Annotated in this window: 38 protein-coding genes; 36 read left to right on the top strand and 2 right to left on the bottom strand. The window is 66.4% G+C overall.

The features are described 5' to 3' along the window. Positions 1-169 precede the first annotated feature (169 nt). From tuf to RF701_RS06945, 27 genes are all read left to right on the top strand, one after another. Positions 170-1,363 carry an elongation factor Tu gene (gene tuf / locus RF701_RS07075; RefSeq protein ID WP_203309608.1) on the top strand — a complete coding sequence of 398 codons (1,194 nt, stop codon included), beginning with the start codon at positions 170-172 and terminating at the stop codon, positions 1,361-1,363. 278 nt (positions 1,364-1,641) lie between these two features. Then, entirely contained in the window at positions 1,642-1,950 is a 309-nt protein-coding gene (gene rpsJ, locus RF701_RS07070; RefSeq protein WP_007406109.1) for a 30S ribosomal protein S10, read from the top strand. 215 nt (positions 1,951-2,165) lie between these two features. Next, the gene (gene rplC / locus RF701_RS07065; protein ID WP_210358139.1) at positions 2,166-2,903 is read left to right on the top strand and encodes a 50S ribosomal protein L3; all 738 of its coding nucleotides are present in this window, start codon (positions 2,166-2,168) and stop codon (positions 2,901-2,903) included. Between the two features lie 3 nt (positions 2,904-2,906). Then, positions 2,907-3,533: a 50S ribosomal protein L4 gene (gene rplD, locus RF701_RS07060; protein WP_203309606.1), complete on the top strand. Its 627-nt coding sequence runs from the start codon at positions 2,907-2,909 to the stop codon at positions 3,531-3,533. After that, positions 3,526-3,837 (top strand): 50S ribosomal protein L23, encoded by a 312-nt coding sequence (locus RF701_RS07055; protein ID WP_203309605.1) that lies wholly within the window; start codon positions 3,526-3,528, stop codon positions 3,835-3,837. Before rplD ends, RF701_RS07055 begins: the two co-directional genes overlap by 8 nt. A 5-nt stretch (positions 3,838-3,842) precedes the next feature. Next, complete coding sequence (gene rplB, locus RF701_RS07050) at positions 3,843-4,679, top strand: 50S ribosomal protein L2 (protein WP_203309604.1); 837 nt, start codon at positions 3,843-3,845, stop codon at positions 4,677-4,679. Positions 4,680-4,683: 4 nt separating this feature from the next. Next, on the top strand, positions 4,684-4,959 hold the full coding sequence (rpsS, locus tag RF701_RS07045; protein ID WP_115377319.1) for a 30S ribosomal protein S19: 276 nt from the start codon (positions 4,684-4,686) through the stop codon (positions 4,957-4,959). Further along, a complete protein-coding gene (gene rplV / locus RF701_RS07040; RefSeq protein WP_115377318.1) occupies positions 4,959-5,336 on the top strand; it encodes a 50S ribosomal protein L22 in 378 nt (125 codons plus the stop codon). The genes rpsS and rplV overlap by 1 nt, the downstream gene beginning before the upstream one ends. Then, on the top strand, positions 5,336-6,043 hold the full coding sequence (rpsC, locus tag RF701_RS07035) for a 30S ribosomal protein S3 (protein ID WP_115377317.1): 708 nt from the start codon (positions 5,336-5,338) through the stop codon (positions 6,041-6,043). The genes rplV and rpsC overlap by 1 nt, the downstream gene beginning before the upstream one ends. 12 nt (positions 6,044-6,055) lie before the next feature. Continuing rightward, a complete protein-coding gene (gene rplP / locus RF701_RS07030) occupies positions 6,056-6,490 on the top strand; it encodes a 50S ribosomal protein L16 (protein ID WP_203309603.1) in 435 nt (144 codons plus the stop codon). Further along, complete coding sequence (rpmC, locus tag RF701_RS07025; RefSeq protein ID WP_203309602.1) at positions 6,490-6,708, top strand: 50S ribosomal protein L29; 219 nt, start codon at positions 6,490-6,492, stop codon at positions 6,706-6,708. Before rplP ends, rpmC begins: the two co-directional genes overlap by 1 nt. Before the next feature lie 10 nt (positions 6,709-6,718). Further along, the gene (gene rpsQ, locus RF701_RS07020; RefSeq protein WP_203309601.1) at positions 6,719-6,991 is read left to right on the top strand and encodes a 30S ribosomal protein S17; all 273 of its coding nucleotides are present in this window, start codon (positions 6,719-6,721) and stop codon (positions 6,989-6,991) included. 163 nt (positions 6,992-7,154) lie between these two features. Then, complete coding sequence (gene rplN, locus RF701_RS07015; RefSeq protein WP_017979484.1) at positions 7,155-7,523, top strand: 50S ribosomal protein L14; 369 nt, start codon at positions 7,155-7,157, stop codon at positions 7,521-7,523. Continuing rightward, a complete protein-coding gene (rplX, locus tag RF701_RS07010; protein ID WP_203309600.1) occupies positions 7,523-7,840 on the top strand; it encodes a 50S ribosomal protein L24 in 318 nt (105 codons plus the stop codon). The genes rplN and rplX overlap by 1 nt, the downstream gene beginning before the upstream one ends. After that, a complete protein-coding gene (gene rplE / locus RF701_RS07005) occupies positions 7,833-8,417 on the top strand; it encodes a 50S ribosomal protein L5 (RefSeq protein ID WP_203309599.1) in 585 nt (194 codons plus the stop codon). The genes rplX and rplE overlap by 8 nt, the downstream gene beginning before the upstream one ends. 105 nt (positions 8,418-8,522) lie before the next feature. Next, positions 8,523-8,828, top strand: coding sequence for a 30S ribosomal protein S14 (gene rpsN / locus RF701_RS07000; protein WP_115377311.1), 306 nt, complete (start codon positions 8,523-8,525; stop codon positions 8,826-8,828). Between the two features lie 10 nt (positions 8,829-8,838). Then, positions 8,839-9,234 carry a 30S ribosomal protein S8 gene (gene rpsH, locus RF701_RS06995; RefSeq protein WP_115377310.1) on the top strand — a complete coding sequence of 132 codons (396 nt, stop codon included), beginning with the start codon at positions 8,839-8,841 and terminating at the stop codon, positions 9,232-9,234. Then, positions 9,234-9,767: a 50S ribosomal protein L6 gene (gene rplF / locus RF701_RS06990; RefSeq protein WP_210358138.1), complete on the top strand. Its 534-nt coding sequence runs from the start codon at positions 9,234-9,236 to the stop codon at positions 9,765-9,767. Before rpsH ends, rplF begins: the two co-directional genes overlap by 1 nt. Beyond that, complete coding sequence (gene rplR / locus RF701_RS06985) at positions 9,767-10,123, top strand: 50S ribosomal protein L18 (RefSeq protein ID WP_203309597.1); 357 nt, start codon at positions 9,767-9,769, stop codon at positions 10,121-10,123. The genes rplF and rplR overlap by 1 nt, the downstream gene beginning before the upstream one ends. A gap of 3 nt (positions 10,124-10,126) precedes the next feature. Continuing rightward, a complete protein-coding gene (rpsE, locus tag RF701_RS06980; protein ID WP_203309596.1) occupies positions 10,127-10,849 on the top strand; it encodes a 30S ribosomal protein S5 in 723 nt (240 codons plus the stop codon). A gap of 6 nt (positions 10,850-10,855) precedes the next feature. Next, on the top strand, positions 10,856-11,032 hold the full coding sequence (gene rpmD / locus RF701_RS06975) for a 50S ribosomal protein L30 (RefSeq protein WP_115377306.1): 177 nt from the start codon (positions 10,856-10,858) through the stop codon (positions 11,030-11,032). Positions 11,033-11,201: 169 nt separating this feature from the next. Next, positions 11,202-11,744: a 50S ribosomal protein L15 gene (rplO, locus tag RF701_RS06970; RefSeq protein WP_308814519.1), complete on the top strand. Its 543-nt coding sequence runs from the start codon at positions 11,202-11,204 to the stop codon at positions 11,742-11,744. Between the two features lie 180 nt (positions 11,745-11,924). Continuing rightward, the gene (gene secY / locus RF701_RS06965; RefSeq protein ID WP_203309594.1) at positions 11,925-13,289 is read left to right on the top strand and encodes a preprotein translocase subunit SecY; all 1,365 of its coding nucleotides are present in this window, start codon (positions 11,925-11,927) and stop codon (positions 13,287-13,289) included. A gap of 37 nt (positions 13,290-13,326) precedes the next feature. Next, positions 13,327-13,977, top strand: a complete 651-nt coding sequence (locus RF701_RS06960; RefSeq protein WP_210358137.1) for an adenylate kinase — start codon at positions 13,327-13,329, stop codon at positions 13,975-13,977. A 232-nt stretch (positions 13,978-14,209) separates the two neighbouring features. Beyond that, a complete protein-coding gene (locus RF701_RS06955) occupies positions 14,210-14,899 on the top strand; it encodes a response regulator transcription factor (RefSeq protein ID WP_203309592.1) in 690 nt (229 codons plus the stop codon). Next, complete coding sequence (locus RF701_RS06950) at positions 14,835-16,271, top strand: HAMP domain-containing sensor histidine kinase (protein WP_308814518.1); 1,437 nt, start codon at positions 14,835-14,837, stop codon at positions 16,269-16,271. Before RF701_RS06955 ends, RF701_RS06950 begins: the two co-directional genes overlap by 65 nt. Positions 16,272-16,405: 134 nt before the next feature. Continuing rightward, entirely contained in the window at positions 16,406-16,606 is a 201-nt protein-coding gene (locus tag RF701_RS06945) for a hypothetical protein (protein WP_203309591.1), read from the top strand. Between the two features lie 6 nt (positions 16,607-16,612). Here RF701_RS06945 and RF701_RS06940 read toward each other — a convergent pair whose 3' ends face one another. After that, complete coding sequence (locus RF701_RS06940; protein WP_210358135.1) at positions 16,613-16,759, bottom strand: hypothetical protein; 147 nt, start codon at positions 16,757-16,759, stop codon at positions 16,613-16,615. Between the two features lie 116 nt (positions 16,760-16,875). Between RF701_RS06940 and RF701_RS06935 the strand changes: the two genes are divergently transcribed. The 8 genes from RF701_RS06935 (at position 16,876) to guaA (ending at position 23,096) form a co-directional block, all read left to right on the top strand. Then, the gene (locus RF701_RS06935) at positions 16,876-17,139 is read left to right on the top strand and encodes a hypothetical protein (protein WP_308814517.1); all 264 of its coding nucleotides are present in this window, start codon (positions 16,876-16,878) and stop codon (positions 17,137-17,139) included. 48 nt (positions 17,140-17,187) lie between these two features. Beyond that, positions 17,188-17,988 carry a hypothetical protein gene (locus tag RF701_RS06930; RefSeq protein ID WP_308814516.1) on the top strand — a complete coding sequence of 267 codons (801 nt, stop codon included), beginning with the start codon at positions 17,188-17,190 and terminating at the stop codon, positions 17,986-17,988. 250 nt (positions 17,989-18,238) lie between these two features. After that, a complete protein-coding gene (gene rpsM / locus RF701_RS06925; RefSeq protein ID WP_115377298.1) occupies positions 18,239-18,607 on the top strand; it encodes a 30S ribosomal protein S13 in 369 nt (122 codons plus the stop codon). A 105-nt stretch (positions 18,608-18,712) separates the two neighbouring features. Then, on the top strand, positions 18,713-19,102 hold the full coding sequence (gene rpsK / locus RF701_RS06920) for a 30S ribosomal protein S11 (RefSeq protein ID WP_017979464.1): 390 nt from the start codon (positions 18,713-18,715) through the stop codon (positions 19,100-19,102). A gap of 84 nt (positions 19,103-19,186) precedes the next feature. After that, a complete protein-coding gene (locus RF701_RS06915) occupies positions 19,187-20,254 on the top strand; it encodes a DNA-directed RNA polymerase subunit alpha (protein WP_203309587.1) in 1,068 nt (355 codons plus the stop codon). A 260-nt stretch (positions 20,255-20,514) separates the two neighbouring features. Next, on the top strand, positions 20,515-20,937 hold the full coding sequence (gene rplQ, locus RF701_RS06910) for a 50S ribosomal protein L17 (RefSeq protein ID WP_308814515.1): 423 nt from the start codon (positions 20,515-20,517) through the stop codon (positions 20,935-20,937). Positions 20,938-21,067: 130 nt separating this feature from the next. Then, on the top strand, positions 21,068-21,475 hold the full coding sequence (locus RF701_RS06905; protein ID WP_308814514.1) for a hypothetical protein: 408 nt from the start codon (positions 21,068-21,070) through the stop codon (positions 21,473-21,475). Between the two features lie 64 nt (positions 21,476-21,539). Next, entirely contained in the window at positions 21,540-23,096 is a 1,557-nt protein-coding gene (guaA, locus tag RF701_RS06900; protein ID WP_203309584.1) for a glutamine-hydrolyzing GMP synthase, read from the top strand. A gap of 244 nt (positions 23,097-23,340) precedes the next feature. Here the strand turns inward: guaA and RF701_RS06895 are convergent, their stop codons facing one another. Further along, entirely contained in the window at positions 23,341-24,444 is a 1,104-nt protein-coding gene (locus tag RF701_RS06895; protein WP_308814513.1) for a GDSL-type esterase/lipase family protein, read from the bottom strand. Between the two features lie 160 nt (positions 24,445-24,604). Here RF701_RS06895 and RF701_RS06890 point away from each other — a divergent pair, with 160 nt between their 5' ends. Beyond that, positions 24,605-25,636: a cupin-like domain-containing protein gene (locus RF701_RS06890; RefSeq protein WP_308814512.1), complete on the top strand. Its 1,032-nt coding sequence runs from the start codon at positions 24,605-24,607 to the stop codon at positions 25,634-25,636. Positions 25,637-25,995: the final 359 nt, after the last annotated feature.

Genomic DNA, 25,995 nt, shown 5'->3' with positions numbered 1-25,995 from the left:
TGCCGAAAGGCCGGCGGCGGACCGGCATACTGCCGAGCCCGTCCCACGACGCGGGATCAATCCCGTGCGGCCCTCCTTCACGGGGGCTGGCATTACCGACAAACTCCCGCTACAGGGCCGCGTTCGCGTAGCCCCGGGCGGCACCGAATTCGAATCAGAAGGTAGGAAAATGGCTAAGGCAAAATTCGAGCGGAACAAGCCGCACCTGAACATCGGCACCATCGGCCACGTCGACCATGGCAAGACCTCGCTGACCGCGGCGATCACCAAGGTTCTGGCCGACCAGGGTCTGTCCGAGAAGGTCGACTTCGAGAACATCGACAAGGCGCCGGAAGAGCGCGCGCGCGGCATCACCATCTCGACGGCGCACGTCGAGTATGAGACGGCCAACCGCCACTATGCGCACGTCGACTGCCCGGGTCACGCCGACTACGTGAAGAACATGATCACCGGCGCGGCGCAGATGGACGGCGCGATCCTGGTCGTGTCCTCGACCGACGGCCCGATGCCGCAGACCCGCGAGCACATCCTGCTCGCCCGCCAGGTCGGCGTGCCCGCGATGGTCGTGTTCATGAACAAGGTCGATCTGGTCGACGACGAGGAAATCCTCGAGCTCGTCGAGCTGGAAATCCGCGAGCTGCTGAGCTCGTACGAGTTCCCGGGCGACGACATCCCCGTCATCAAGGGTTCGGCCACCTGCGCGCTCTCGGGTTCGAACGAGAAGCTGGGCAAGGACGCCGTCCTCGAGCTGATGCAGGCCGTCGACGACTACATCCCGCAGCCGGAGCGTCCGCTCGACAAGCCGTTCATGATGCCGATCGAGGACGTGTTCTCGATCTCGGGTCGCGGCACCGTCGTGACCGGCCGCGTAGAGACCGGCATCATCAAGGTCGGTGAGGAAGTCGAGATCGTCGGCATCCACCCGGAGGTCCGCAAGACCACCGTCACCGGCGTCGAGATGTTCCGTAAGCTGCTCGACCAGGGCCAGGCCGGCGACAACGTCGGTGCGCTGATTCGCGGCGTCGCCCGCGACGAGGTCGAGCGTGGCCAGGTGCTCTGCAAGCCCGGCTCGATCAAGCCGCACACCGACTTCAAGTCGGAAGTGTACGTGCTGTCGAAGGAAGAGGGTGGCCGTCACACGCCGTTCTTCGCCAACTATCGTCCGCAGTTCTACTTCCGCACGACCGACGTGACCGGCACCGTCGAGCTGCCCGAGGGCACCGAGATGGTCATGCCTGGCGATAACATCGCGCTCGGCATCAAGCTGATCGCGCCGATCGCCATGGACGTCGGCCAGCGCTTCACCATCCGTGAGGGTGGTCGTACCGTCGGCGCGGGCGTCGTGAGCTCGATCGACAAGTAAGACGCCGACGGCGCGCCCGCGCGCCGTCGCTGACCAAGGTTTTTCGCCCGGCTCCCCAAAAAAAGGGAGTCGGGCGATTGCCTTTTTATGAGGGTGCCTGTAGTGGGCGCGCCTTCAGTTTTTGAGTTTCGGCTCTTTCTCGTCGTCCCGGTGCCGCATCCAGCGGTGCATCGGGATCTCATCCCGCCGGCCTGCGGCCTGCGGCACGAGGCTCCATCGCCATCACGGCGGTCGGGGCGACGGCCGGGGTCGTGCTCGTATTCGCATCGGTAGGGATCATGGACAGCAACATCCGCATTCGCCTCAAGGCGTTCGATCATCGCGTTCTCGACCAGGCGACCGGCGACATCGCCGACACCGCGCGTCGCACCGGCGCGCTCATCCGCGGCCCGATTCCGCTGCCGACTCGCATCGAGAAGTTCACCGTCAACCGCGGCCCGCACATCGACAAGAAGTCGCGCGAGCAGTTCGAGGTGCGCACCTACAAGCGCATGCTCGACATCGTGCAGCCGACGCCGCAGACGGTCGACGCGCTCATGAAGCTCGACCTCGCCGCTGGCGTTGACGTCGAGATCAAGCTCGCGTAAGGGCTGCCTACGCGCTGCGGTCGACTCATGTCCCGCGGCGCGATGGCATTTGAGATACCGCTGACCGCCTCGGCAGTCAGGGCAGCGTCTCCCGTCATGTTCTTGAGCGTATCGCTGAGAGGACAACCGGCCCGGGACGGGGGCACGCTTCGCATTTCCGGGTCGACACGCACGTTTCGAATGGTTCGAGCGTGCCTCTGTGAGGAGTGTGGATCATGCGCACCGGCGTGATCGCGAAGAAGATGGGGATGACCCGCCTGTTTCAGGACGACGGTCGGCACGTGCCGGTCACCGTCCTGCAGCTCGAAGGCCTGCAGGTCATCGCCCGCCGCGAGATGAATACCGACGGCTACACGGCCGTCCAGCTTGGCGCAGGCGTCGCCAAGGCCAAGAACGTCGCCAAGCCGCAGCGCGGCCACTTCGGCAAGGCCGAGGTGGAGCCGAAGGCGGTGGTTGCCGAATTCCGCGTGACCGAGGACAACCTCCTCGACGTCGGCGCCGAGCTGTCGGCCGACCACTTCGTCGCCGGCCAGTTCGTCGACATCCAGGGTCGTACCCAGGGTAAGGGTTTTGCTGGCGCCATGAAGCGCTGGAACTTCGGCGGTCTGCGCGCGACGCACGGCGTTTCGGTGTCGCACCGTTCGCACGGTTCGACGGGTAATCGCCAGGATCCGGGTCGCGTCTTCAAGAACAAGAAGATGGCCGGCCACATGGGCGACAAGAACCGCACGCAGCAGAACCTTGAGATCGTCGGCACCGACGTCGAGCGCGGTCTGATCTTCGTGAAGGGTTCGGTTCCGGGCTCGAAGGGTGGCTGGCTGTTCGTCAAGGACGCCGTCAAGGTCGCCCGTCACGCCGATGCGCCGATGCCCGCCGGGCTGAAGAGCGCCGCCAACAACAATGTCGCTTCTGCCGAGCCTGCTCCGGAAGCCACCGCTGGCCAGGAGGGCTAACAAGTGAAGGTCGCAGTCAAGTCCTTCGCCGGTTCCGCCGCGGCGGATGTCGAGCTCAACGACGAGGTGTTCGGCCTCGATCCGCGTGCCGACGTCCTGCATCGCGTCGTCACCTGGCAGCTGGAGAAGCGTCGCGCCACCGCGCGTGGCACCCGCGAGCGTGCCGATGTCGCGCGTTCGGGCAAGAAGCTCGGTCGTCAGAAGGGCGGCGGTGTCGCCCGTCACGGCGATCGTCGCGCTCCCGTCTTCATCGGCGGTGGTAAGGCCCATGGTGCCCGCGTTCGCGACTTCAATCCGTCGCTGAACAAGAAGATCCGCGCGCTGGGCCTGAAGATGGCGCTGTCGAGCCACGCCAAGGCGGGTTCGCTGATCGTCATGGACAGCCTGGTCGTCGAGGGTAACAAGACGAAGACGCTCAAGGGCGATCTGGCGAAGCTCGGCTTCGGCAAGACCGCGCTCGTCATCGACGGCGACGCCGTCGAGACCAGCTTCGCGCTGGCGGCGGGCAACCTGCGCGAGGTCAACGTCCTCCCGGCGATGGGCGCCAACGTCTATGACATCCTGAAGGCTGACACGCTGGTGCTGACCCGCGCGGCGGTCGAGAAGCTGGAGGCTCGCTTCAATGGCTAAGCAGCAGAAGGCCGTCGACGTGCGTCATTATGACGTGATCGTTGCGCCACACATCACCGAGAAGGCGACCCTGCTCAGCGAGCAGAACGCCGTCGTGTTCAAGGTCGCCAATGACGCGACCAAGCCGCAGATCAAGGCTGCCGTCGAGGCTCTGTTCGACGTCACCGTGACCGGCGTCAACACGATCGTCCAGAAGGGCAAGACCAAGCGCTGGAAGGGTGCCCCCTATCAGCGGTCTGACATGAAGAAGGCGATCGTCACCCTCAAGGATGGCCAGTCCATCGACGTGACGACGGGGATCTAAGGGTCATGGCACTCAAGCATTATAACCCGACGAGCCCGGCCCGCCGCGGCCTCATCCTCGTCGACAAGTCGGCGCTCTACAAGGGCAAGCCGGTCAAGGCGCTTACCGAAGGCAAGCGCAAGACCGGTGGCCGCAACAACAAGGGTCATGTGACCAGCCGCGGCATCGCGGGCGGCCACAAGCAGAAGTACCGCTACGTCGACTTCAAGCGTCGCAAGTGGGACGTCGAGGCGACCGTCGAGCGGCTCGAGTATGACCCGAACCGCACCGCGTTCATCGCGCTGGTCAAGTATGCCGACGAAGAGCTGGCCTACATTCTGGCGCCGCAGCGTCTGGCGCCGGGCGACAAGATCGTCGCTGGCAAGAAGACCGACGTGAAGCCGGGCAATGCCATGGAGCTGGGCCAGATGCCGGTCGGCACCATCGTCCACAACGTGGAGATGAAGCCGGGCAAGGGCGGTCAGATCGCGCGTTCGGCCGGCACCTATGTGCAGGTCGTCGGCCGTGACCGCGGCATGGTGATCGTTCGACTGAACTCGGGCGAGCAGCGCTATATCCACGGCGAGTGCATGGCGACGGTGGGTGCGGTGTCCAACCCGGACAACCAGAACCAGAACCTCGGCAAGGCCGGTCGCAGCCGCTGGATGGGCAAGCGCCCGCTGACCCGCGGTGTCGCGAAGAACCCGGTCGACCACCCGCACGGCGGTGGTGAAGGCCGCACCTCGGGCGGCCGTCATCCGGTTACCCCCTGGGGCAAGCCGACGAAGGGTGCGCGCACCCGTCACAACAAGGCGACGGACAAGATGATCATCCGCAGCCGTCACGCGAAGAAGAAGGGCTGATAGGATGGCTCGTTCTGTTTGGAAGGGCCCGTTCGTCGAACTGAGCCTGCTGAAGAAGGCGGAGACGGCGCAGGACGCCGGTGGCCGCGCCCCGATCAAGACCTGGTCGCGCCGCTCCACCATCCTGCCGCAGTTCGTCGGCCTGACGTTCAACGTGTACAACGGCCGCAAGTTCGTGCCCGTCACCGTCAACGAAGAGATGGTCGGCATGAAGCTCGGCGAGTTTGCGCCGACCCGGTATTTCCCGGGCCACGCGGCTGACAAGAAGGGCAAGCGCTGATGAGCAAGCCTCAGTCCCCCCGCAAGGTCGACGACAAGTCGGCCCTGTCCGTCGGCACCCAGATCCGTGGGTCGGCGCAGAAGCTGAACCTGGTCGCGGGCCTGATCCGCGGCAAGAAGGCCGGCGACGCGCTGAACATCCTCGCCTTCTCGAAGAAGGCGATGGCGGTCGACGCCCGCAAGGTGCTCGCCTCGGCGATCGCCAATGCCGAGAACAACCACAACCTCGACGTCGACGCGCTCGTCGTCGCCGAGGCGTCGGTCGGCAAGTCGATCACGATGAAGCGCTTCGCCACGCGTGGCCGCGGCAAGTCGACGCGCATCCTGAAGCCGTTCAGCCGTCTGCGCATCGTCGTGCGCGAGCAGGAAGAAGCATAATGGGTCAGAAGAGCAACCCCATCGGTCTGCGCCTGCAGATCAACCGCACCTGGGACAGCCGCTGGTTCGCGGAAGGCCATGACTATGGCCGTCTGCTGCTGGAGGATCTCAAGATCCGTCAGTACATCATGAAGACCCTGCCGCAGGCGGCGATCTCCAAGGTCGTCATCGAGCGTCCGGCCAAGCTGTGCCGCATCTCGATCTTCGCCGCGCGTCCGGGCGTGATCATCGGCAAGAAGGGCTCGGACATCGAGAAGCTGCGCAAGACGCTGGGCGGCATGACCTCGTCCGACGTCTCGCTCAACATCGTCGAGATCCGCAAGCCGGAAGTCGACGCGCGTCTCGTCGCGCAGTCGATCGCCGACCAGCTGGAGCGCCGCATCGCGTTCCGCCGTGCGATGAAGCGCGCGGTGCAGTCCGCGCTGCGTCTGGGTGCCGAGGGCATCCGCGTCGCCTGCGGCGGCCGTCTGGGTGGCGCGGAAATCGCCCGCTCGGAGAGCTATCGCGAGGGCCGCGTGCCGCTGCACACGCTCCGCGCGAACATCGATTACGCCGAGGCCGAGGCGCACACGTCCTATGGCGTCTGCGGCGTCAAGGTTTGGGTGTTCAAGGGCGAGATCCTGGGTCACGACCCGATGGCGACCGACCGGCTGATGATGGAGGCTCAGACCTCCGGCGTCCGTCCGGCGCGCGACGACCGCCGCTAAGGATAGATAGTCATGCTGCAACCGAAGCGCACCAAGTTCCGCAAGGCCTTCAAGGGTCGCATCCACGGCGATGCCAAGGGCGGCACGAGCCTCAACTTCGGCGCCTATGGCCTCAAGGCCCTGGAGCCGGAGCGGATCACCGCCCGCCAGATCGAGGCGGCCCGCCGCGCGATCACGCGTCACATCAAGCGCCAGGGGCGTTTGTGGATCCGCGTTTTCCCGGACGTGCCGGTCTCGTCGAAGCCCGCCGAAGTCCGCATGGGCTCGGGCAAGGGCTCGCCGGAGTTCTGGGCGGCCCGCGTCAAGCCCGGCCGCATCCTGTTCGAGCTGGACGGCGTTGACGGCGGCCTTGCCGCCGAGGCGTTCAGCCGTGCCGCGATGAAGCTCCCCATCAAGACCAAGGTCGTTGCCCGCCTGGGCGACACCTCGCACCTCGGAGGCGAGTAATGGCCCAGAGTAAGAAGAACGGGACCGATTACAACGGCCAGAGCGACGACCAGCTCGTCGAGAGCCTGGGCAACCTGAAGCGCGAGCAGTTCAACCTGCGCTTCCAGGCTGCGACCAACCAGCTCGAGAAGCCGAGCCGCGTGAAGGAAGTCCGTCGCGATATCGCGCGGATCAAGACCCTGCAGGCGCAGCGCACCAGCGCTGCGGCCGCCAAGTAAGGAACGACACATGCCGAAGCGCGTGCTGACCGGAGTGATCGTCTCCGACAAGGGCGAGAAGACGGTGGTCGTGAACGTCGAGCGTAAGGTCAAGCACCCGCTCTACGGCAAGATCATCCGCCGTTCGAAGAAGTACCACGCCCATGACGAGGCGAACGAGTACAAGGCCGGCGAGACCGTGCGCATCGAAGAGACTGCGCCGATCTCCAAGCTGAAGACCTGGAAGGTGATCGATCGGGTGAATACCCATGCGACGCCGGAACGGGTCGACGTCGACGCATAAGCCTCCGTCCGGCTTCGGCCGGCGGACGGCGAGGGCAGGGCTTGCGTCCTGCCAGCGGAGTGGTTACAGGGCCGCTCCCCCGGTGCAGTCCGCTGCGCCGGGGTCATTGTTTTAGGCGGGGTTGGGTCGGTATCCACCCCATTGACGAGAAGGAAATGGATCGATGATCCAGATGCAATCCAATCTCGACGTCGCAGATAACAGCGGCGCGAAGCGGGTGCAGTGCATCAAGGTGCTGGGCGGCTCGAAGCGCCGCACGGCATCGGTCGGCGACATCATCGTCGTGTCGATCAAGGAAGCGCAGCCGCGTGGCAAGGTGAAGAAGGGTGACGTGCATCGTGCCGTGATCGTCCGCACCGCCAAGGACATTCATCGTGCCGATGGCTCGACCATCCGCTTCGACGGCAACGCCGCCGTCCTGGTCAACAAGAACGAGGAGCCGATCGGCACCCGTATCTTCGGCCCGGTCGTGCGCGAGCTGCGCGGCAAGAAGCACATGAAGATCATCTCTCTCGCGCCTGAGGTGCTGTAATGGCTGCCGCGAAGATCAAGAAGGGCGACCAGGTCATCGTCCTGTCCGGCAAGGACAAGGGCAAGACCGGCACCGTCACGCAGGCGATGCCGAAGGACGGCAAGGTCGTCGTGGGCGGCGTCAACGTCGCGACCCGTCACCGCAAGCCGACCCAGGCGAACCCGCAGGGCGGCCTGGAGCGCGTCGAAGCGCCGCTGCACATCTCGAAGGTCGCGCACGTGACCGCGGACGGCAAGCCGACCCGCGTCCGTTTCGAGACCCAGGACGGCAAGAAGGTCCGCGTGGCCGTCAAGACCGGGGAGAAGATCGATGGCTGATGCCTATAAGCCCCGCATGAAGGCGATCTACGAGGATCGCATCATCAAGGCGATGACCGACAAGTTCGGCTACAAGAACGTCAACGAGATCCCGCGGATCGAGAAGATCGTGCTCAACATGGGCGTCGGCGAGGCGACCCAGGACAAGAAGCGCGTCGATCAGGCGGCGTCCGAGATGGAGCTGATCGCCGGTCAGAAGCCGGTGGTGACGAAGGCGAAGAAGTCGATCGCGCAGTTCAAGCTGCGCGAGGGCATGCCGATCGGCGTGAAGGTCACCCTTCGCCGCGAGCGCATGTACGAGTTCCTCGACCGCTTCATCACGATCGCCCTGCCGCGCGTGCGCGACTTCCGCGGTCTGAACCCGAAGAGCTTCGACGGTCGCGGCAACTATGCCTGCGGCATCAAGGAGCAGATCATTTTCCCGGAGATCAACTATGACCGCATCGAGAAGGTGCGCGGCATGGACGTGATCGTCACCACCTCGGCGAAGACCGACGACGAAGCGCGCGAGCTGCTCCGTCTGTTCGGCTTCCCGTTCCCGCAGCCCGAGGCCGCCGAAGAGAAGAAGGCGGCATAATCGGGACAGGGGAGGGGCCGTATCGAGCTGCGCTCGCGCCGGTCCTTCCCTCCCCCAACCCCTTCCGCCCGCGGGAGGGGAGCTTAGGAAGAAGAGCTTAAGTCCATGGCGAAACTGAGTTCGATCAACAAGAACGAGCGTCGCAAGAAGCTGGTCAAGCAATATGCCGGCAAGTTTGCGAAGCTGAAGGCCCAGGCTAACGACGAGAGCCTGGACGAGAGCGAGCGTCTGATCGCCCGCCTCAAGATGGCGGAGCTGCCGCGCAACGCGAACCCGACCCGGATCCGCAACCGTTGCGAGATCACCGGCCGCCCGCGCGCTTACTACCGCAAGTTCCGCCTCGCGCGCGTCATGCTGCGTGATCTTGCCAACAAGGGCATGATCCCCGGCCTCACGAAGTCGAGCTGGTAAGGATTAGATCATGGCAGTGACCGATCCCCTGGGTGACCTGCTCACCCGCATCCGCAACGGCCAGCGCGCGCGCAAGGACTCCGTCCTGACGCCGGCGTCGAAGCTGCGCGCCCGCGTGCTCGACGTCCTCCAGCGCGAGGGCTATATCCGTGGCTACAGCGAAGAGCAGATGGGCCCCGCGGCCGGCATCCGCGTCGAGCTGAAGTATTTCGAAGGCCAGCCGGCGATCAAGCATCTCGCCCGCGTGTCGAAGCCGGGTCGCCGCATCTATTCGGGTGCGCAGGACCTGCCGCGCGTGCGCAACGGCCTGGGCATCACCATCGTGTCGACGCCGCGCGGCGTGCTCTCGGATGCCGAGGCGCGCGAGCAGAACGTCGGCGGCGAAGTCCTGGCGGAGGTGTTCTGATGAGCCGCATCGGTAAGAAGGCGGTCCCGGTTCCGGCCGGCGTCACCGCGACCATCGCCGACAAGGTGCTGAGCGTGAAGGGGCCCAAGGGCACCCTGTCGATGCCGCTCGCCGACGAAATCGCCTATGACGTCCAGCCGGACGCGATCGGCGTGACGCCCGCGAACGATACCAAGCGCGCCCGCGCCTTCTGGGGCATGCAGCGCACGCTGGTGCAGAACCTCGTCACCGGCGTGACGACGGGCTTCTCGAAGAAGCTGGTCATCACCGGCGTCGGCTATCGTGCCGCGGCGCAGGGCAAGACCCTGAAGCTGCAGCTCGGCTACAGCCACGACGTCAACATCGACGTGCCGGAAGGCATCGAGGTGAAGACGCCGGACGCCACCACCGTCGAGATCAGCGGGTCGGACAAGCAGAAGGTCGGCCAGCTGGCCGCCGAGATCCGCCGCTGGCGCAAGCCGGAGCCGTACAAGGGCAAGGGCATCAAGTACGACGGCGAGTTCATCTTCCGCAAGGAAGGGAAGAAGAAGTAATGACCAAGGGTCTCTCTCTGTTCGAGAAGCGCCGTCGGCGCAATCGTACCGCGCTCAAGGCGCGTGCCGGTGGTCGTCCGCGCCTGTCCGTGCACCGTTCCGGCAAGCACATCTACGCCCAGGTGATCGACGACGAGGCGGGCAAGACCGTCGCGTCGGCGTCGACCCTGGAAAAGGGTGCGCGCGACACGTCGGGTGCCAATGTCGCGGCAGCGACCGAGGTCGGCAAGCGCGTCGCGGAAGCGGCGAAGGCCGCCGGCGTCACGCAGGTCGTGTTCGACCGCGGTGGCTTCCTGTTCCACGGCCGCGTCAAGGCGCTCGCCGAAGCGGCTCGCGAAGCCGGACTGGAGTTCTAAGTGATGGCTGACGAAAACACCGTGCAGCAGGCTGCCGGCGCCGAGGGCGCCCCGCAGCAGGACGCGGCACCCCAGGGCGGTCGCGGTCCCCGCGGCGGCCGTGGTCGCGGCCAGGGCGGCGATCGTGGTCGCGGCGGCCGTGACGGCAACCGTGGACGTCGCGACGATCGTCGCGGCGCCGAGGATGGCGGCGAGGAGCTGATCGAGAAGCTGGTCCACATCAACCGCGTTTCGAAGACCGTGAAGGGCGGCAAGCGCTTCGGCTTCGCGGCGCTGGTCGTCGTGGGCGACGGCAAGGGCCGCGTCGGCTTCGGTCATGGCAAGGCGCGCGAAGTGCCGGAAGCCATTTCCAAGGCGACCGCTTCGGCGAAGAAGGCGATGGTCCGCGTTCCCCTTAAGGACGGCCGCACGCTGCATCACGACGGCAACGGTCACTTCGGTGCCGGTCGCGTTACGCTCCGTTCGGCGCCGCAGGGCACCGGCATCATCGCGGGTGGCCCGATGCGCGCCATCTTCGAGAGCCTGGGCGTCGCCGACGTCGTGACCAAGTCGGTCGGCACGTCCAACCCCTACAACATGATCCGCGCCACGTTCGAGGCGCTGACCGACCAGACTTCGCCGAAGTCTGTCGCGCAGCGTCGTGGCAAGAAGATCGCCGACCTGCTCGGTCGTGGCGGCGCCGACAAGGGCGTTGCCGAGGCCGAAGCCGCGGCCGTCACGGAGTAACGGGACATGGCGACGATCAAGATCAAGCAGACCGGTTCGCCGATCCGCCGCACCAAGGACCAGCGCGCGACGCTGGTCGGCCTTGGCCTCAACAAGATGCACAAGGTTTCGGAGCTCGAGGATACCCCCGAGGTCCGCGGCATGATCCGCAAGGTCCAGCACATGGTCGAGGTTCAGGGCTGATTGTGGTCCTGCGCAAGCAGGAACGCGAAAGCCAAGGACCGGACCGGTATGACCCCGGGGCTCCCGCGTTCGCGGGAGCACGGGACCTAGTGACAAATACGGGGAGGGGGGCTAATCGGCCCCCTTCCTTTTTCCATCAGCGCGACAAAAGCGAAAGCGAGTGCATATCATGAAGCTCAACGAACTCCGCGACAACCAGGGCGCCCGCAAGTCCAAGATCCGCGTCGGCCGCGGCATCGGCTCGGGCAAGGGCAAGACCGGCGGCCGCGGCGTCAAGGGTCAGAAGAGCCGCGAGGGCGTCAGCATCGCCGGCTTCGAGGGCGGCCAGATGCCGCTCCACATGCGTCTGCCGAAGCGCGGCTTCAACAACATCTTCGCCAAGGACTATGCGACGGTGAACACCGGCGCGATCCAGAAGGCGATCGATTCGGGCAAGCTGAAGGCCGAGGGCACGATCGACCATGCGGCGCTGAAGGCTGCCGGCCTGGCGCGTGGCGGCAAGCACGGCGTGCGTCTGCTCGGCAAGGGCGACCTGACCGCGAAGCTGGCCTTCACCGTCGCCGGCGTTTCCGCCTCGGCGCGCGAGATGATCGAGAAGGCCGGCGGTTCGGTCGATGTCCCGACGGTCGTTCCGGCCGCCGAGAAGGCCGCCGCCAAGAAGGGCGTCGCTTATAAGGCGCGCCAGGAGAAGAAGGCGTCATTCAAGGCGTGACCCTTGCCGGTTCCCCGGCGTTCGCCGGGGCCCAGTAACGGGCCGCCCGCGACTGGGCTCCGGCCTCCGCCGGGGAACAATAGCTCCCATGGGTTAGACAAGCCTCGGAGCATGACTATATGAGCGGCGGGGGCGGTTGAACGCTTACCCGCCGTTTCTGTTTCCAGGACACCGACACGCATGGCATCCGCAGCCGACCAGATGGCGCAAAGCATCAGCCTGGCGAAGTTCGCCAAGGCCACAGACCTCAAGAAGCGGCTTTGGTTCACGATCGGCGCGCTGATCGTCTTCCGCCTGCTCAGCTACGTGCCGCTTCCGGGCATCGACCCGACCGTGCTCAGCCAGCTGTCGCAGCGGACCAGCGGCGGCGTGCTCGACTTCTTCAATACCTTCTCCGGCGGTGCGCTGACGCGCATGTCGCTGATCGCGCTGGGCGTGATGCCGTACATCACGGCGTCGATCGTCGTGCAGCTGGCGACGTCGCTCAGCCCGCAGCTTGCCGCGATCAAGAAGGAAGGCGAGTCGGGCCGCAAGAAGCTCAACCAATACACCCGCTACGGCACGGTCGCGCTGACTGCGGTACAGGGCTATTTCATCGCCGTCGGCCTGGAGGCATTCGGTGCCAGCCAGGGCGTGCAGGCGGTGATCGAGCCTGGCCTGACCTTCCGCATCGCGGCGGTGGTCAGCCTGATCGGCGGCACGATGTTCCTGATGTGGCTGGGCGAGCAGATCACCAGCCGCGGCATCGGTAACGGCGTCAGCCTGATCATCATGGCCGGCATCGTCGCGCATCTCCCGACGACGCTGGTCAATCTGCTCGAGGGCGGCAGGTCGGGTTCGATCGACGCGGTGCGACTGGTCAGCATCGTCGCGGCGGTCGTGGTGCTCGTGCTGTTCATCTGCTTCATGGAGCGCGCACAGCGCCGCATTCTGATCCAATATCCCAAGCGCCAGACGCAGCGCGGCATGCAGGCCGATCGCAGCCACCTGCCGCTGAAGCTCAACACCGCCGGCGTGATCCCACCGATCTTTGCCTCGTCGCTGCTGCTGATGCCACTGACGATCAGCCAGTTCGCCGGCCAGCGCGTCGCAGGGACGAGCAAGTGGGGCGACTTCATCATCACGCTCAACCAGTATCTGCAGCACGGCAGCCCGGTGTACATGGCGCTCTATGCCGCCGGCATCATCTTCTTCTCGTTCTTCTACACCGCCGTGGTGTTCAACCCGGAGGAGACGGCGGACAATCTGAAGCGCTACGGCGGCTTCATCCCCGGCATCCGTCCCGGCAAGAACACTGAGACCTATTTCGATTATGTGCTGACGCGCATCACCGTGATCGGTGCGGCCTATCTGGTCATCATCTGCCTGTTGCCGGAATATCTGGTGTCGGCGCTGTCGATCCCCTTCTATCTCGGTGGCACCAGCCTGCTGATCGTGGTCAACGTGACGATGGACACGGTGACCCAGATCCAGAGTCACCTGCTGGCGCACCAGTATGGCGATCTGATCAAGAAGGCGAAGCTGAAAGGCGGACGCCTGCGCTGATCGGCGCCGTCACACGGTTTGAAAGGGGAAGACGCGCGTGAACATCATCCTTCTCGGGCCGCCGGGGGCGGGCAAGGGCACCCAGGCGCAGCGGCTGATGACGACGCGCGGCATGGTCCAGCTTTCCACCGGCGACATGCTGCGCGCCGCGGTCAAGGCGGGATCGCCCGTCGGGCTGCAGGCAAAGGCCGTGATGGATGCCGGCCAGCTCGTCTCCGACGACATCGTCTCGGCGCTGATCGGCGAACGCCTCGACCAAGGTATCGGTGGCGGAGCGATTTTCGATGGCTATCCCCGTACCGCTGCGCAGGCCGAGGCGCTCGACGGCCTGCTAGAGGCCCGCGACCAGACGCTTGACTTCGTCATAGAGCTCGAGGTCGACGAGGCCGCGCTGATCGAGCGCGTCGAGGGACGTTACACCTGCGCCCGCTGCGGCACCGGATACCATGACCGCTTCAAGCTGCCGAAGGTGCCGGGCGTCTGCGACGTCTGCGGTTCCACCGAATTCAAGCGGCGGCCCGACGACAATGCGGAGACGGTCCGTACGCGGATGCAGGAGTATCGCGCCAAGACCGCGCCGATCCTTCCGATCTACCAAGTGCGCGGGTTGGTGCACCGGGTCGACGGCATGGCCGACATCGAGCACGTCGCACAGGCGATCGACGCGATCCTCGACGGCCGCGGATAAGCGGCCATCGGTGTCACGGGCGTCGCGGCGATGCGGCGCCCGTTGTCGTGTCACATGACGAATCTTTCATACTGATTTCATGATCGCGGCGATCGGCTAGGCCTAGAATGGCAACCAACGATTTGGCAGGATCGGTACCCGACACTCCCGGGGGTATCGTTGGAGGCCGGCGGAGAGGTTGCTTTCCGCCGGCCTTTCCCGTCAAACGGAGATCGACGAGGACAAAGCGCGCGTGACCCGAAAGATCCTGATTGTCGAGGACGACAGCTCGACCGCCGCCTATCTGACCAAGGGGCTGTCGGAGGCCGGCTATGCCGTGGAGGCGGCGAAGGACGGGCGTGACGGCCTGTTCCTGGCGAGCGAGGGCATTTTCGACCTGATCATCGCCGACCGCATGCTGCCGGGCCTGGACGGCCTGCAGATGGTCAGCGCGATCCGTGCCGCCGGCATTGCGACTCCGGTACTGGTGCTGTCCGCGCTCGCCGCGGTGGACGATCGCGTCGACGGGCTTAAGGCCGGGGCGGACGACTATCTGTGCAAGCCCTTCTCGTTCGCCGAATTGTCCGCGCGGATCGAGGCGCTGGTGCGGCGGACCGATCGCGCCGCAAGCGAACCGACCAAGACCAAGCTGGCGGTCGGCGATCTGGAAATCGACCTGCTTGCGCGTCACGTCACGCGGGCAGGGCGGACCATTCCGCTCGGCGCGCGCGAATTCAACCTGCTCGAGTTCCTCGCGCGTCACGCCGGCCAAGTAGTGACGCGCACGATGATGCTCGAGAAGATCTGGAATTATCATTTCGATCCGGGCTCGAACGTCGTTGACGTCCATATCGGGCGCCTTCGCCGCAAGCTGGAGGATGGCTTCGGCGTGCCGATCCTCCACACCGTGCGCGGCGCGGGCTATCGCCTCGCCGTCGATTGAGTCGGGCGGAAGGGAGCCCATCGTCCTGCGCGCCCTTCGCCTGTCGGTCACCGCGCGCATCGCGCTGCTGTCGATCGCGCTCGCGCTCGTCTCCAACCTCGTCCTCGTCGGCTTCGTCTGGAAGCAGACCAGCGCCGCGGCGATCAGCACGGTACGGCGCGAGACGATAGAGAAGTCCGACGCGATGCGGGCGCTGTTCCACACCGGCGGCATGGCCGCGGTCCGCGAGGCGATCGGGGAAGGCCGCGCACCCGGCGACACGTCGCTGGTCCTGGCGGTGCTCGATCGCCAAGGCCGTCGCGTCAGCGGCTTCGGACCGGCAAGGGTGACGATCCCGCTCGTCGCTGCGACCTTCCGCATGTCGGATATCGATGGCTCGAAGACCACCACCGACGTCGGCTATGCGCTGCATCCCATCGGAGACCATTGGCTGCTCGTCGGACGCAGTCTCGACCTCGTGCAGGCGGAGCAGCGGGCGATCGAGGGGGCATTGGCGGTCGCGGTCATCCTGTCGCTGATGCTGGGCGTTCTCGCCGGGCTCGTTCTGGCGCGTTACGTCGGACGCAGGCTGGAACGGATCGCCGCGGTCGTCGAGGCGGCGGGCGAGGGCGACCTGTCGCGGCGCGTGCCGATGGACGGGGGGCATGGCGACGGGTTCGATCGCCTGGCGGAGCAGCTCAACCGCATGCTGGGCAAGGTGGAGCGGCTGATGGTCGAGCTGCGCGTCGTTACGGACAGCCTCGCGCACGATCTCCGGTCGCCGCTCGCCCGCCTGAGGACCAAGACGGAACAGGCGGTGCTGATCGCGGATCCCGCGGCGCGGGAGGCGGCGCTCGGCGGGCTGCTGGTCGAAACCGATCTGGTCATGCGCATGCTGACGATGGTCATCGAGATCAGCCGGTCGGAGGCGGTGTCGCGCGACCGCTTCACGCTCGTCGAGCCCGCCGAGCTCGTCGAGGAGATCGGCGAATTGTACGAGCCGGTCGCCGAGGAGGCGGGGTTCGTCTTCTCCGTCGCGATCGACGCGGAGCCGCCTGCGATGCCGCTGCATCGGGAATTGCTCAGCCAAGCGATCAGCAATCTCATCGACAATGCCCTGAAGCACGCCGCGACGGGGAGAACGCTGGTCCTCCGCCTGACGACGGTAGCGGGCGCGATCGCTATCCAGGTCGAAGACCGCGGCCATGGCATTCCGGAAACCGATCGTGCGCAGGCGCTCAAGCGCTTCGGTCGGCTCGATGCGGCCCGCACCACGCCGGGCGCGGGGCTGGGAATGGCGCTGATCGAGGCGGTGGCCAGGCTCCACGACGGACGGTTCGAACTGGCGGACAACGCCCCGGGGCTCATTGCCCGCATCGTGCTGCCGACCTGATCTGTCGGCATTGGTCGCATTTTTCGGGCGACTGGCAGTTAACCATTTGTCAGCGGACCAAAGCTTAGGTTTGGCGCTGCGTGCGGCCGGGGGGCCGCGGGGGCTTGGACCGTTTGGCGGCGAGAGGGAGCATCATGCTCGGGGCGTTCGTATTCACCTATGGAATGTTGGCCAGTTTCGTGTTGCAGGGAGCCGAGCGCAACCGCCGCTCCGGTCGGGCAAATCCGCCGGTGCTCGAATATGTCGGCTATACCCTGTGCGGTCTGTCCGCCGGTCTCGCGGTGATGCTGCTCGTCATGGCCTTCACGGCACCCGGCGCCATCCCGATCGCCTGAACGCCGTCAGCCTCGCGCGCCGGTGCGCAGCGCCGCCTCAATCCTGGCAAGGAGATCGGCGATGGCGGGCGCGATCCATGGCCCGGCAGGGGCCGGGTGCGGCGTGCCGATTCGGGCGGCGATGTGATCGCTGACGCGGTGCGCGAGCGGCATGGAACTACTCCTCTGGCGGTCCGACCCGAGTGTCTCCGGGACGGCTAATATCGGGTTAACGGCGGCATAGGTCGCCGGCCTTGCACGGCGGGCAGCGAGCGGCCACGTCGAGCGGCATGGATTCGCTGTCGCTGTTCGGCCTGTTCGCCATCCTGTTCATGCTTCTGTGCTATATGATGGAAGCGCGGTCGCCGTGGTGGACCTTCGGCTTTGCGCTCGGCTGTCTGCTGTCGTCGGCGTACGGCTTCCTGCAGGGGGCATGGCCGTTCGGCGCGGTCGAACTGTTGTGGACCGCGATCGCGCTGCGCCGCTGGTGGCTGGCACTTGCGCGAAAAAGGGCCGTATCGGAATTGGTTGACCCCGATCCGCAGCGGGGATAGTCCTTTCGGACCGAGTAGCGCGTTCCCTCTCGACCCGAAGGAACTTCGATGCCCAGCTCCGCCTATCGCCTGGCCGCCATCGCGGCGATCACCTTCGCAGCACCCGTCGGCGCCCAGACATCCCCATCGATCACCGGCACCTGGAAGGGCGACGTCGCGTCCGCCAAGCTCCCGACCAAGCCCGATATCTTCGCGATCAAGGACGGGCGCTACACCTGCGCGAGCTGTACCCCGCCGATCGCCGTCAAGGCGGACGGGAGCGCGCAGGCGGTCGCCGGTCACGATTATTGGGATCACCTCACCGTCAAGATCGTCGATCCGCTGACCGTCGCCTATACCTATGCGCGCGGCGGCAAGACCGTCTCGACCAGCACCGACACCGTGTCCGCCGACGGCAAGACGCTGACCACCACATGGCGGTCGACCGACAATGCCAAGGGCATCGAACAGTCTGGCACATCGACCGAAACGCGGATCGGAACGGTGCCGGCGGGTGCACACGCCGTATCGGGCAGCTGGCAGCGGGCCGAGATCAAGCAGGTGAGCGACTCGAGCCTGTACATGACGTTCAAGGACGCGGGCGGTGCGCTCGCCTTCTCCCAGCCCAGCGGCGAGACCTATACCGCAAAATTCGGTGGGCCTGCGGCGCCGATCGTCGGCGATCCCGCCGGCACCGTCGTCAAGGTGCGCCGTGTCGGCGCCCGGACGATCGAGGAAACCGACCTGCGCGGCGGCAAGGTCGTGTCCGTCTACACGATGACGCTGGCGCCGGACGGCAAGACCATGACCGTCGTCACCGAAGATCGAAAGGCGGGGACGAAAACGCAGTTCGTCGCCTATCGTCAATAGCGCGAGGACGCCGGCGCGCGGCGGCCCGTCAGGGGCACGCGCTGCCGGCGTCCTCGAGGGGAACCGATCGCTTGACATGACGTTACCGGCCGCTTAACAGCCATCGCTTCCGAAACACCGGTTCCCGGCGGCGCTTGTTTGCGCTCGCCGCGCTCATGCGTACAAGGGGTCGGTGTCTGTGCGGAAGATGCGACGAGATGGGGGTCGTGGCTAGCCATGCCGGCCCCTGTGGAGCTAGGAGAAACGTTTCATGGCACGTATCGCGGGTGTCAATCTCCCGACCAACAAGCGCGTGGTGATCGCGCTGACGTACATCCACGGCATTGGCCCGGCCAAGGCCAAGGAGATCACCGGTAAGCTGAACATCGCCGCCGAGCGCCGCATCCAGGACCTGACGGACCAGGAAGTGCTGCAGATCCGCGAGACGATCGACGCCGACCACACGGTGGAGGGTGATCTTCGTCGCGAGACCGCGATGAACATCAAGCGCCTGATGGACCTTGCCTGCTATCGTGGCCTGCGTCATCGCAAGGGCCTGCCGGTCCGCGGTCAGCGCACGCACACCAACGCGCGCACCCGCAAGGGCAAGGCGAAGCCGATCGCGGGCAAGAAGAAGTAAAAACGATCCGGGGGATCGTTTTTTCTTCTTCTCCGTCGGAAGACAGGTTTGAGGCGGACAGCCTCCCGGTCTCCGTACCACGACTAAAGGTCAGGATTACCAACAATGGCACGTGAACCGCAGCGCCTTCGCCGTCGCGAGCGCAAGAACATCACCGCCGGCGTCGCGCATGTGAACGCCAGCTTCAACAACACCATGATCACCATCACCGATGCGCAGGGCAATGCGATCAGCTGGTCCTCGGCCGGCATGATGGGCTTCAAGGGCAGCCGCAAGTCGACCCCTTACGCGGCCCAGGTCGCTGCCGAGGACGCGGGCAAGAAGGCCGCCGAGCACGGCGTCCGCACGCTCGAGGTCGAGGTGAAGGGTCCGGGTTCGGGCCGCGAGTCGGCGCTGCGCGCGCTGCAGGCGGTCGGTTTCCAGATCACGTCGATCCGCGACGTGACGTCGATCCCGCACAACGGCGTCCGTCCGTCGAAGCGTCGTCGCGTCTGATGCTGCGCGGCCGCTGACGAGCGGCACCGCGCGTTTTTACCAGGCCGGCGTTTCCCCCGTCGGCCCAACTCCAGGGGACACAGCTTGTCTGTCAATGCAAAGAACTGGCAGGAACTGAAGAAGCCCAACGGCCTTGAGAAGAAGTCCGGCGACGGCAAGCGCAAGGCGACCTTCATCGCCGAGCCGCTGGAGCGCGGGTTCGGCCTGACGCTCGGCAACGCGCTGCGTCGCGTGCTGCTGTCGTCGCTGCAAGGCGCGGCGGTCACCTCGATCAAGATCGAGAACGTGCTGCACGAGTTCAGCAGCCTGGCCGGTGTGCGCGAAGACGTCACCGACATCGTCCTGAACGTCAAGCAGATCGCGATCCGCATGCAGGGCGAAGGCCCGAAGCGGCTCCAGCTTTCCGCCACCGGTCCGGCCGAGGTGAAGGCGGGCGACATCGCGGTGTCGGGCGACATCGAGGTGATGAACCCCGAGCTGGTGATCTGCCATCTCGACGAAGGCGCGACGTTCAACATGGAACTGACCGCCGACATCGGTAAGGGCTATGTCCCGGCGACCGCCAACCGTCCGGCCGATGCGCCGATCGGCCTGATCCCGGTCGACGCGCTCTACTCGCCGGTGCGCCAGGTGTCGTACAAGGTCGACCCGACCCGCGTCGGTCAGGACCTCGATTACGACAAGCTGACGCTGACGATCGAGACCGACGGCACCGTCACGCCCGAGGACGCGGTGGCCTATGCCGGCCGCATCCTGCAGGACCAGCTGGCGCTGTTCGTGCACTTCGACGATTCGGCGATCACTCGTTCGTCGGCTCCGGTCGGCCAGGCCGCCGTTCCGGCGACGGGTGGCGAGGTCGCGGGTGACACGCAGCAGATCAACCGTTACCTGCTCAAGAAGGTCGACGAGCTCGAACTGTCGGTGCGTTCGGCGAACTGCCTGAAGAACGACAACATCATCTATATCGGCGATCTGGTCGGCAAGACCGAGGCCGAGATGCTGCGTACGCCGAACTTCGGTCGCAAGTCGCTGAACGAGATCAAGGAAGTGCTCTCGTCCATGGGCCTGCGCCTCGGTATGGAAATCCCGGGCTGGCCGCCCGAGAATATCGAGGAAATGGCCAAGAAGCTCGAGCAGGAAATCATGGGCTGAGCCTGCACCGGCGCAAGCTTGCTTGCGCCGGAGACGGGGCCAGGCCCGGCCGACGGGTCGGGGAGCGACGCAGTCGCAACCCGATCCTGTTCGACGTGACCGGTGCGGCTCCGCCGCACCGCCACCCGGCCACCAAAAGCGCATGCGAAAGTATGCGACTTTTGGGACTTTCTAAAAGGTGATGGGCGGTGACCTTTCTATAACATCGCCTGGTCTGGGGTTCCGTGACACGGCCCCTTAACGAACGAAGGAAATGAATCATGCGTCATCGCGTCGGCGGCCGTAAGCTGCAGCGTACCTCGGCCCATCGTATTGCGCTGTTCCGCAACATGTCGGCCGCGCTCATTAAGCATGAGCAGATCACCACCACCGTCGCCAAGGCGAAGGAACTGCGCCCCTACGTCGAGAAGCTGGTCACGCTGGCGAAGAAGGGCGGTCTGTCGAACCGTCGTCTCGCGCACGCCCGCCTGCTCGACGACACGCAGCTGGTGAAGCTGTTCGACGTTCTCGCGGCCCGCTATGCGGATCGCAACGGCGGCTACACCCGCATCATTAAGGCCGGCATCCGCGCCAGCGATGCCTCGCCGATGGCGATCATCGAATTCGTCGACCGCGACGTCACCGCCAAGGGCCAGGATTCGGGCCCGGTGATGAACGACGAGGACTTCGACGAGGCCGCCTGACCGGCATCCTCCCGGAGCATCCGCCATTGAAGGGGCGCGTCGGCAACGGCGCGCCCTTTTCGTTGTGTTCATCGGTCGGTCAGGTCTGAACCTTTCTAATGACCGGGACGGCGGGTAGAGAGGGCGGACGATGCGGCGACGGGTGGTGACGACGGGTGTGGCGCTGAGCCTGACGGCATGCACCGCGCAGGGGCCGCAGCGGACGGCCATTTCGACGCCGACGTCGGAGCAGCTGAAATGGGCGCGCGACCGGGCGAAAGTCACCCCGGCTCGCGTGGGTGGCGTAGTTGCGGCGGCGCTCGCCATGCAACTCTCCGGCCTGAAAGAGGAAGAGGAAGCTTCCGCCCCCGAACTCCGGCGGGATCCACGTTTCCTCGATCTGGCGCGAACGGACGCGAGCGAGGTTCCGCTGACGCGATCGCGCCATTCCGGTCCGACGGTGGCGGGCGACGATCCGGAGACGCCGGTCACGGCGGGCGATCTGCCGCCCCCTGCGACCGTGCCGTTCATCCTGAAGCTGCCGCCGGGCATGCAATAGTGGCGCCTCGGGCTCGATCCGGTCGGGCTTGGCCTTGACGGGCTCGCCCGCTAAGGCCTGCGCCATGCAGCACAGCGACAGCATCCTCATCATCGATTTCGGCAGCCAGGTCACGCAGCTCATCGCGCGTCGGGTGCGAGAGGCGGGCGTCTATTCGGAGATCGCCCCCTTCCAGTCGGCGGATGCGGCGTTCGAGCGTATGCGGCCTGCGGGTATCATCCTGTCGGGCGGCCCGGCTTCGGTGACCGCGGAGAACAGCCCGCGCGCGCCGCAGCGCTTCTTCGAGGCGGGCATTCCCATTCTCGGCATCTGCTATGGCCAGCAGGTGATGAGCGCGCAGCTGGGCGGCAACGTCGTCGTTTCGGGCGATGGTGGTGAATTCGGCAAGGCGTTCGTCGACGTGACGGCGCCCTGTGCGCTGTTCGACGGCCTGTGGGCCGAGGGCGAGCGCCACCAGGTGTGGATGAGCCACGGCGACAAGGTCGACTCGCTCGCGCCCGGCTTCGCTCCGGTCGCCGTGTCGGAAGGCGCGCCCTTCGCCGTCGTCGCGGACGAGGCGCGGCGCTTCTATGGCGTCCAGTTCCATCCGGAGGTCGTCCACACCCCGGACGGCGGCAAGCTGATCGCCAATTTCGCGCGCCACGTCTGTGGCCTGAAGGGCGACTGGACGATGGCGGAATTCCGCAGCGCCAAGATCGCCGAGATCCGCGAGCAGGTCGGCAGTGCCAAGGTGATCTGCGGCCTGTCGGGCGGCGTCGATTCGTCGGTTGCCGCGCTGCTGATCCACGAGGCGATCGGCGACCAGCTGACCTGCGTCTTCGTCGACGGCGGCATCCTGCGCGCCGGAGAGGCCGAACAGGTCGTCAGCCTCTTCCGCGGCCATTACAACATCCCGCTCGTCCACGTGCAGGCGCAGGATCTGTTCATGGACGGTCTCGCCGGCGTCACCGATCCCGAAGCCAAGCGCAAGTTCATCGGCAAGACCTTTATCGACGTGTTCGAGGCGGAGGCGAAGAAGATCGGCGGCGCGGAGTTCCTGGCGCAGGGCACGCTCTATCCGGACGTGATCGAAAGCGTCAGCTTCACCGGCGGTCCGTCGGTGACGATCAAGAGCCACCACAATGTCGGCGGCCTGCCCGAGCGGATGAACATGAAGCTCGTCGAGCCCTTGCGCGAATTATTCAAGGACGAGGTGCGGGTGCTCGGCCGCGAATTGGGGCTGCCGGACGTGTTCGTCGGCCGCCATCCGTTCCCCGGACCGGGCCTCGCGATCCGCATCCCGGGCGAGGTGACGCGCGAGCGGTGCGATATCCTGCGCAAGGCGGACGCCATCTATCTCGAGGAAATCCGTGCGGCGGGTCTCTACGACGCGATCTGGCAGGCCTTCGCGGTGTTGCTGCCGGTGCGGACCGTCGGCGTGATGGGGGACGGACGAACCTATGACAGCGTCCTGGCGCTGCGCGCGGTCACCTCGACCGACGGCATGACGGCGGACGTGTTCGACTTTCCGAGCGACTTCCTGCCGCGTGTCGCGACGCGGATCGTCAACGAGGTGAAGGGCGTCAACCGCGTCGTCTACGATTACACGAGCAAGCCGCCCGGCACGATCGAGTGGGAATGATCCGCTCGGGGTTCGGCGGATCCGGCGCGACGGGCCGCCCGTGCCTGATTCCCTCTTGATCGGATCGCCGAGCGGATCCGACAGGGAGGCGCGGGCCTGAGGTGCGATCCGGCGAGGCGGGAGCGGCACCGCTGCCACGCAGGTGAACTCCATGGCAAACGCACGCCGGTGCAACGCGCTGGCCCGAGACCGTGACGCCGGACGAGGCCGTTCTGTGCCGCGGCCAGCGCGAGCGGCAGCGCGATCACCGACGGATAGGCCAGACGTCCGGTTGCGCGTCGATCACCTTGCCCAGCGCGGTGGCGATGGCACGATCGTCGGCGACATCGGGATGGCTGTGGCAGCCGGCGAAGCGGAGGCCGGCGACCGGCACGAAGGCGACGCGCCGATCGCCGTTGCGTCGAAGCGCGGCGGCGACCCGTTCCGCTTCCCGCGCGATCTCGCCGTCGGCGAGGTCGGTCGCCCACAACAGCACGAACGCACCCGGATATCGGCGGCGCAGCTGCCGGACGAAGGCGACATAGCTGCGCTCATAGTCGGCGTGGAGCGCCTCGCGGGTCGTCCAGCGCTCTCCCGGCTTCAGCTTGGTGGAGAAATCGTTGGTGCCGAGCCCGACGACGACCAGCTGCGGCCGCCAGCCGGCGGTGCGGTCCGGGATCTTGCCGTCGAGCAAGGCGAAGGGATAGGCCTGCGGCACCGTCGGCGCGGCGAAACCATCGTAATTGCGCACGACGCCGCGGCCGGAGATCGCGTCGACCTGATAATCCGCACCATAATGAGCGGCCAGCATGCCTGCGGGCCCCTGCGCGGTGTCGGTGGTCGCCCAGACCTGGTCCTGCGTGCAATCGTTCCGGGCCGAGGTGTTGCCATAGCCGACGGTGTGCGAGTCGCCGATGAACTCGATCTGCCGCGTGCGCGGCGGCGGGGGTGCGAGCGGCGTCGCGCCGACCGGCGCATAGAGGCCGGCGATGCTGGTCGCGCCGGCCTGGCTTTCGCTGACGACCTGGATCCGGATGTCGTGGTCGCGCTCGCCCGGAGTGGCGATGCGATAGAGGCCTGGCGCGGGGCGGACCAATGCCAGCGGAGGGTTCCCGTCGATGGTGACGCGCAGCGAGACGTCGCCCGGCCCGACCGCGAGCGATACGGCCGGACCGTGGAAGCGCGCCTCCGCATAGCTGCCCGGCCATTGGCGGCGAAAGCCCGCCCCCTCCGCCACGACGCGGCCTCCGACCCGGAGCGATAGCGGTCGTCCCGCCGGTAGGCCGGCGGCCACGGCCGTTATGCCAGGCGGCAGATCGGGACGATCGTCCGCGCCGGTCGCGGCGAGGCTGATCGCAAGCATCAGCATGCGCCGGCCTGTTCGGATGTACATCGTCGCCACCTCCGGTCTTCGCCTCCGTTGGAGCCTAAGCGACGGACCGGGGGGCGGACAATCGTAAACAAAATGATTTGCTTTTGCGGTTGCCGCTGCCAGGCTTCGGGAGGCGGAAATTATCGCGAGTTCGTAAGTGGTTGACGATTGGATCGCGGTTGCGCCGAAGCTACGCGAGGTGGCGTCGCCGCTCGCCGCCGGTGATTTCGACGCACTGATCGCAGAGGCGCGGCCGGTGGTGATGCGGGGGCTGGTCGCCGACTGGCCCGCCGTCTCCGCGGCGAAGGCGGGTAGCGACGCGCTGGCCGGCCTGCTTCGCGGCTACGATGGCGGCCGGCCGCTCGGTCTGTTCGCGGGGTCACCGGCGATCGGCGGACGCTTCTTCTACCGCGACGACATGGCGGGTTACAATTTCGAGCGGGGGCAGGTGTTGTTGCCCGCGCTGCTCGATGCGCTGCTGGCGACGGCGACCGATCCGACACCGCCGGCGCTCTATGCCGGCGCGAATGCGGCGGACGAGCATTTTCCCGGCTGGACCCGCGACCATCGCCTGCCGCTGCCGTCGCCCGCCGCCGAGGCGACGGCACGTCTGTGGATCGGCAACGGCAGCCGCGTCTCGGCCCATTTCGACATGTCCGACAATATCGCCGCCGTGGTTGCGGGGCGACGCCGGGTCGTCCTCTTCCCGCCCGATCAAGTCGGCAACCTGTATATCGGGCCCTTCGACGCGACGATGGCGGGCCAGCCGACCAGCATGGTCGATCTGGAACGACCCGATCATGCCCGCCATCCGCTGTTCCGGGTGGCGCAGGAGGCGGCGCAGGTCGCCGACTTGTCACCTGGCGACGCGATCTTCATCCCGGCGATGTGGTGGCACGAGATCCGTGCCACCGGCCCGCTCAACGTGCTCGTCAATTACTGGTGGACGGTCGGTACGTCGGATGCGCCGTTCGCGGCTTTGGTCCACGGGATCCTCGCCATCCGTGATCGCCCCGCGAGCGAGCGCGCCGCGTTTCGCGCCTGGTTCGATCATTATGTCTTCGGCGAGGGCGCGCGGGGCGCGGCGGACCATCTTCCGCCATCCGCGCGCAGCGTTCTGGGGCCGCCGGGCCCGGAACGCGACGCGCGGGTCCGCGGCTTCCTGCGTCGCATGCTCGGGGGTAGCTGACCTGCGGCAAGCCGGGCCGGGGCGGTCCCGATGCGGCCGTGCCGGATCGTGCGCCAAGGCCCGACGCCGACCCCGACTGTCGTGCTCGAACGGAGCAGACCGGCGGCGCCGCGGCCCCGCGGCCCCGCCACAGGATGTGCCCTGCTTGCACCGACGGCGGGCCCCTCCGGCAGTGCCTCGGCCTAGGTGGACAGTGTTACCGTACCTCTCCCTCCTCCCGTTTTGCGGGCTGCCCGCGGCAGCCACAATCCGGCAGGAGCCATGATCATGTCTCCGTCTTCTACTTAGACACTGCGGGCTCCTGATCGGATTGGGCAGAGACCGAAATCGTGTCTTTTGTCCCTTTGCTTGGGCGCGAG

The organism is Sphingomonas sp. GV3 (assembly GCF_031082075.1).
GTDB classification, from domain to species: Bacteria; Pseudomonadota; Alphaproteobacteria; order Sphingomonadales; family Sphingomonadaceae; genus Sphingomonas; species Sphingomonas beigongshangi.
This window is presented reverse-complemented; position numbering and strand designations above follow the sequence as displayed.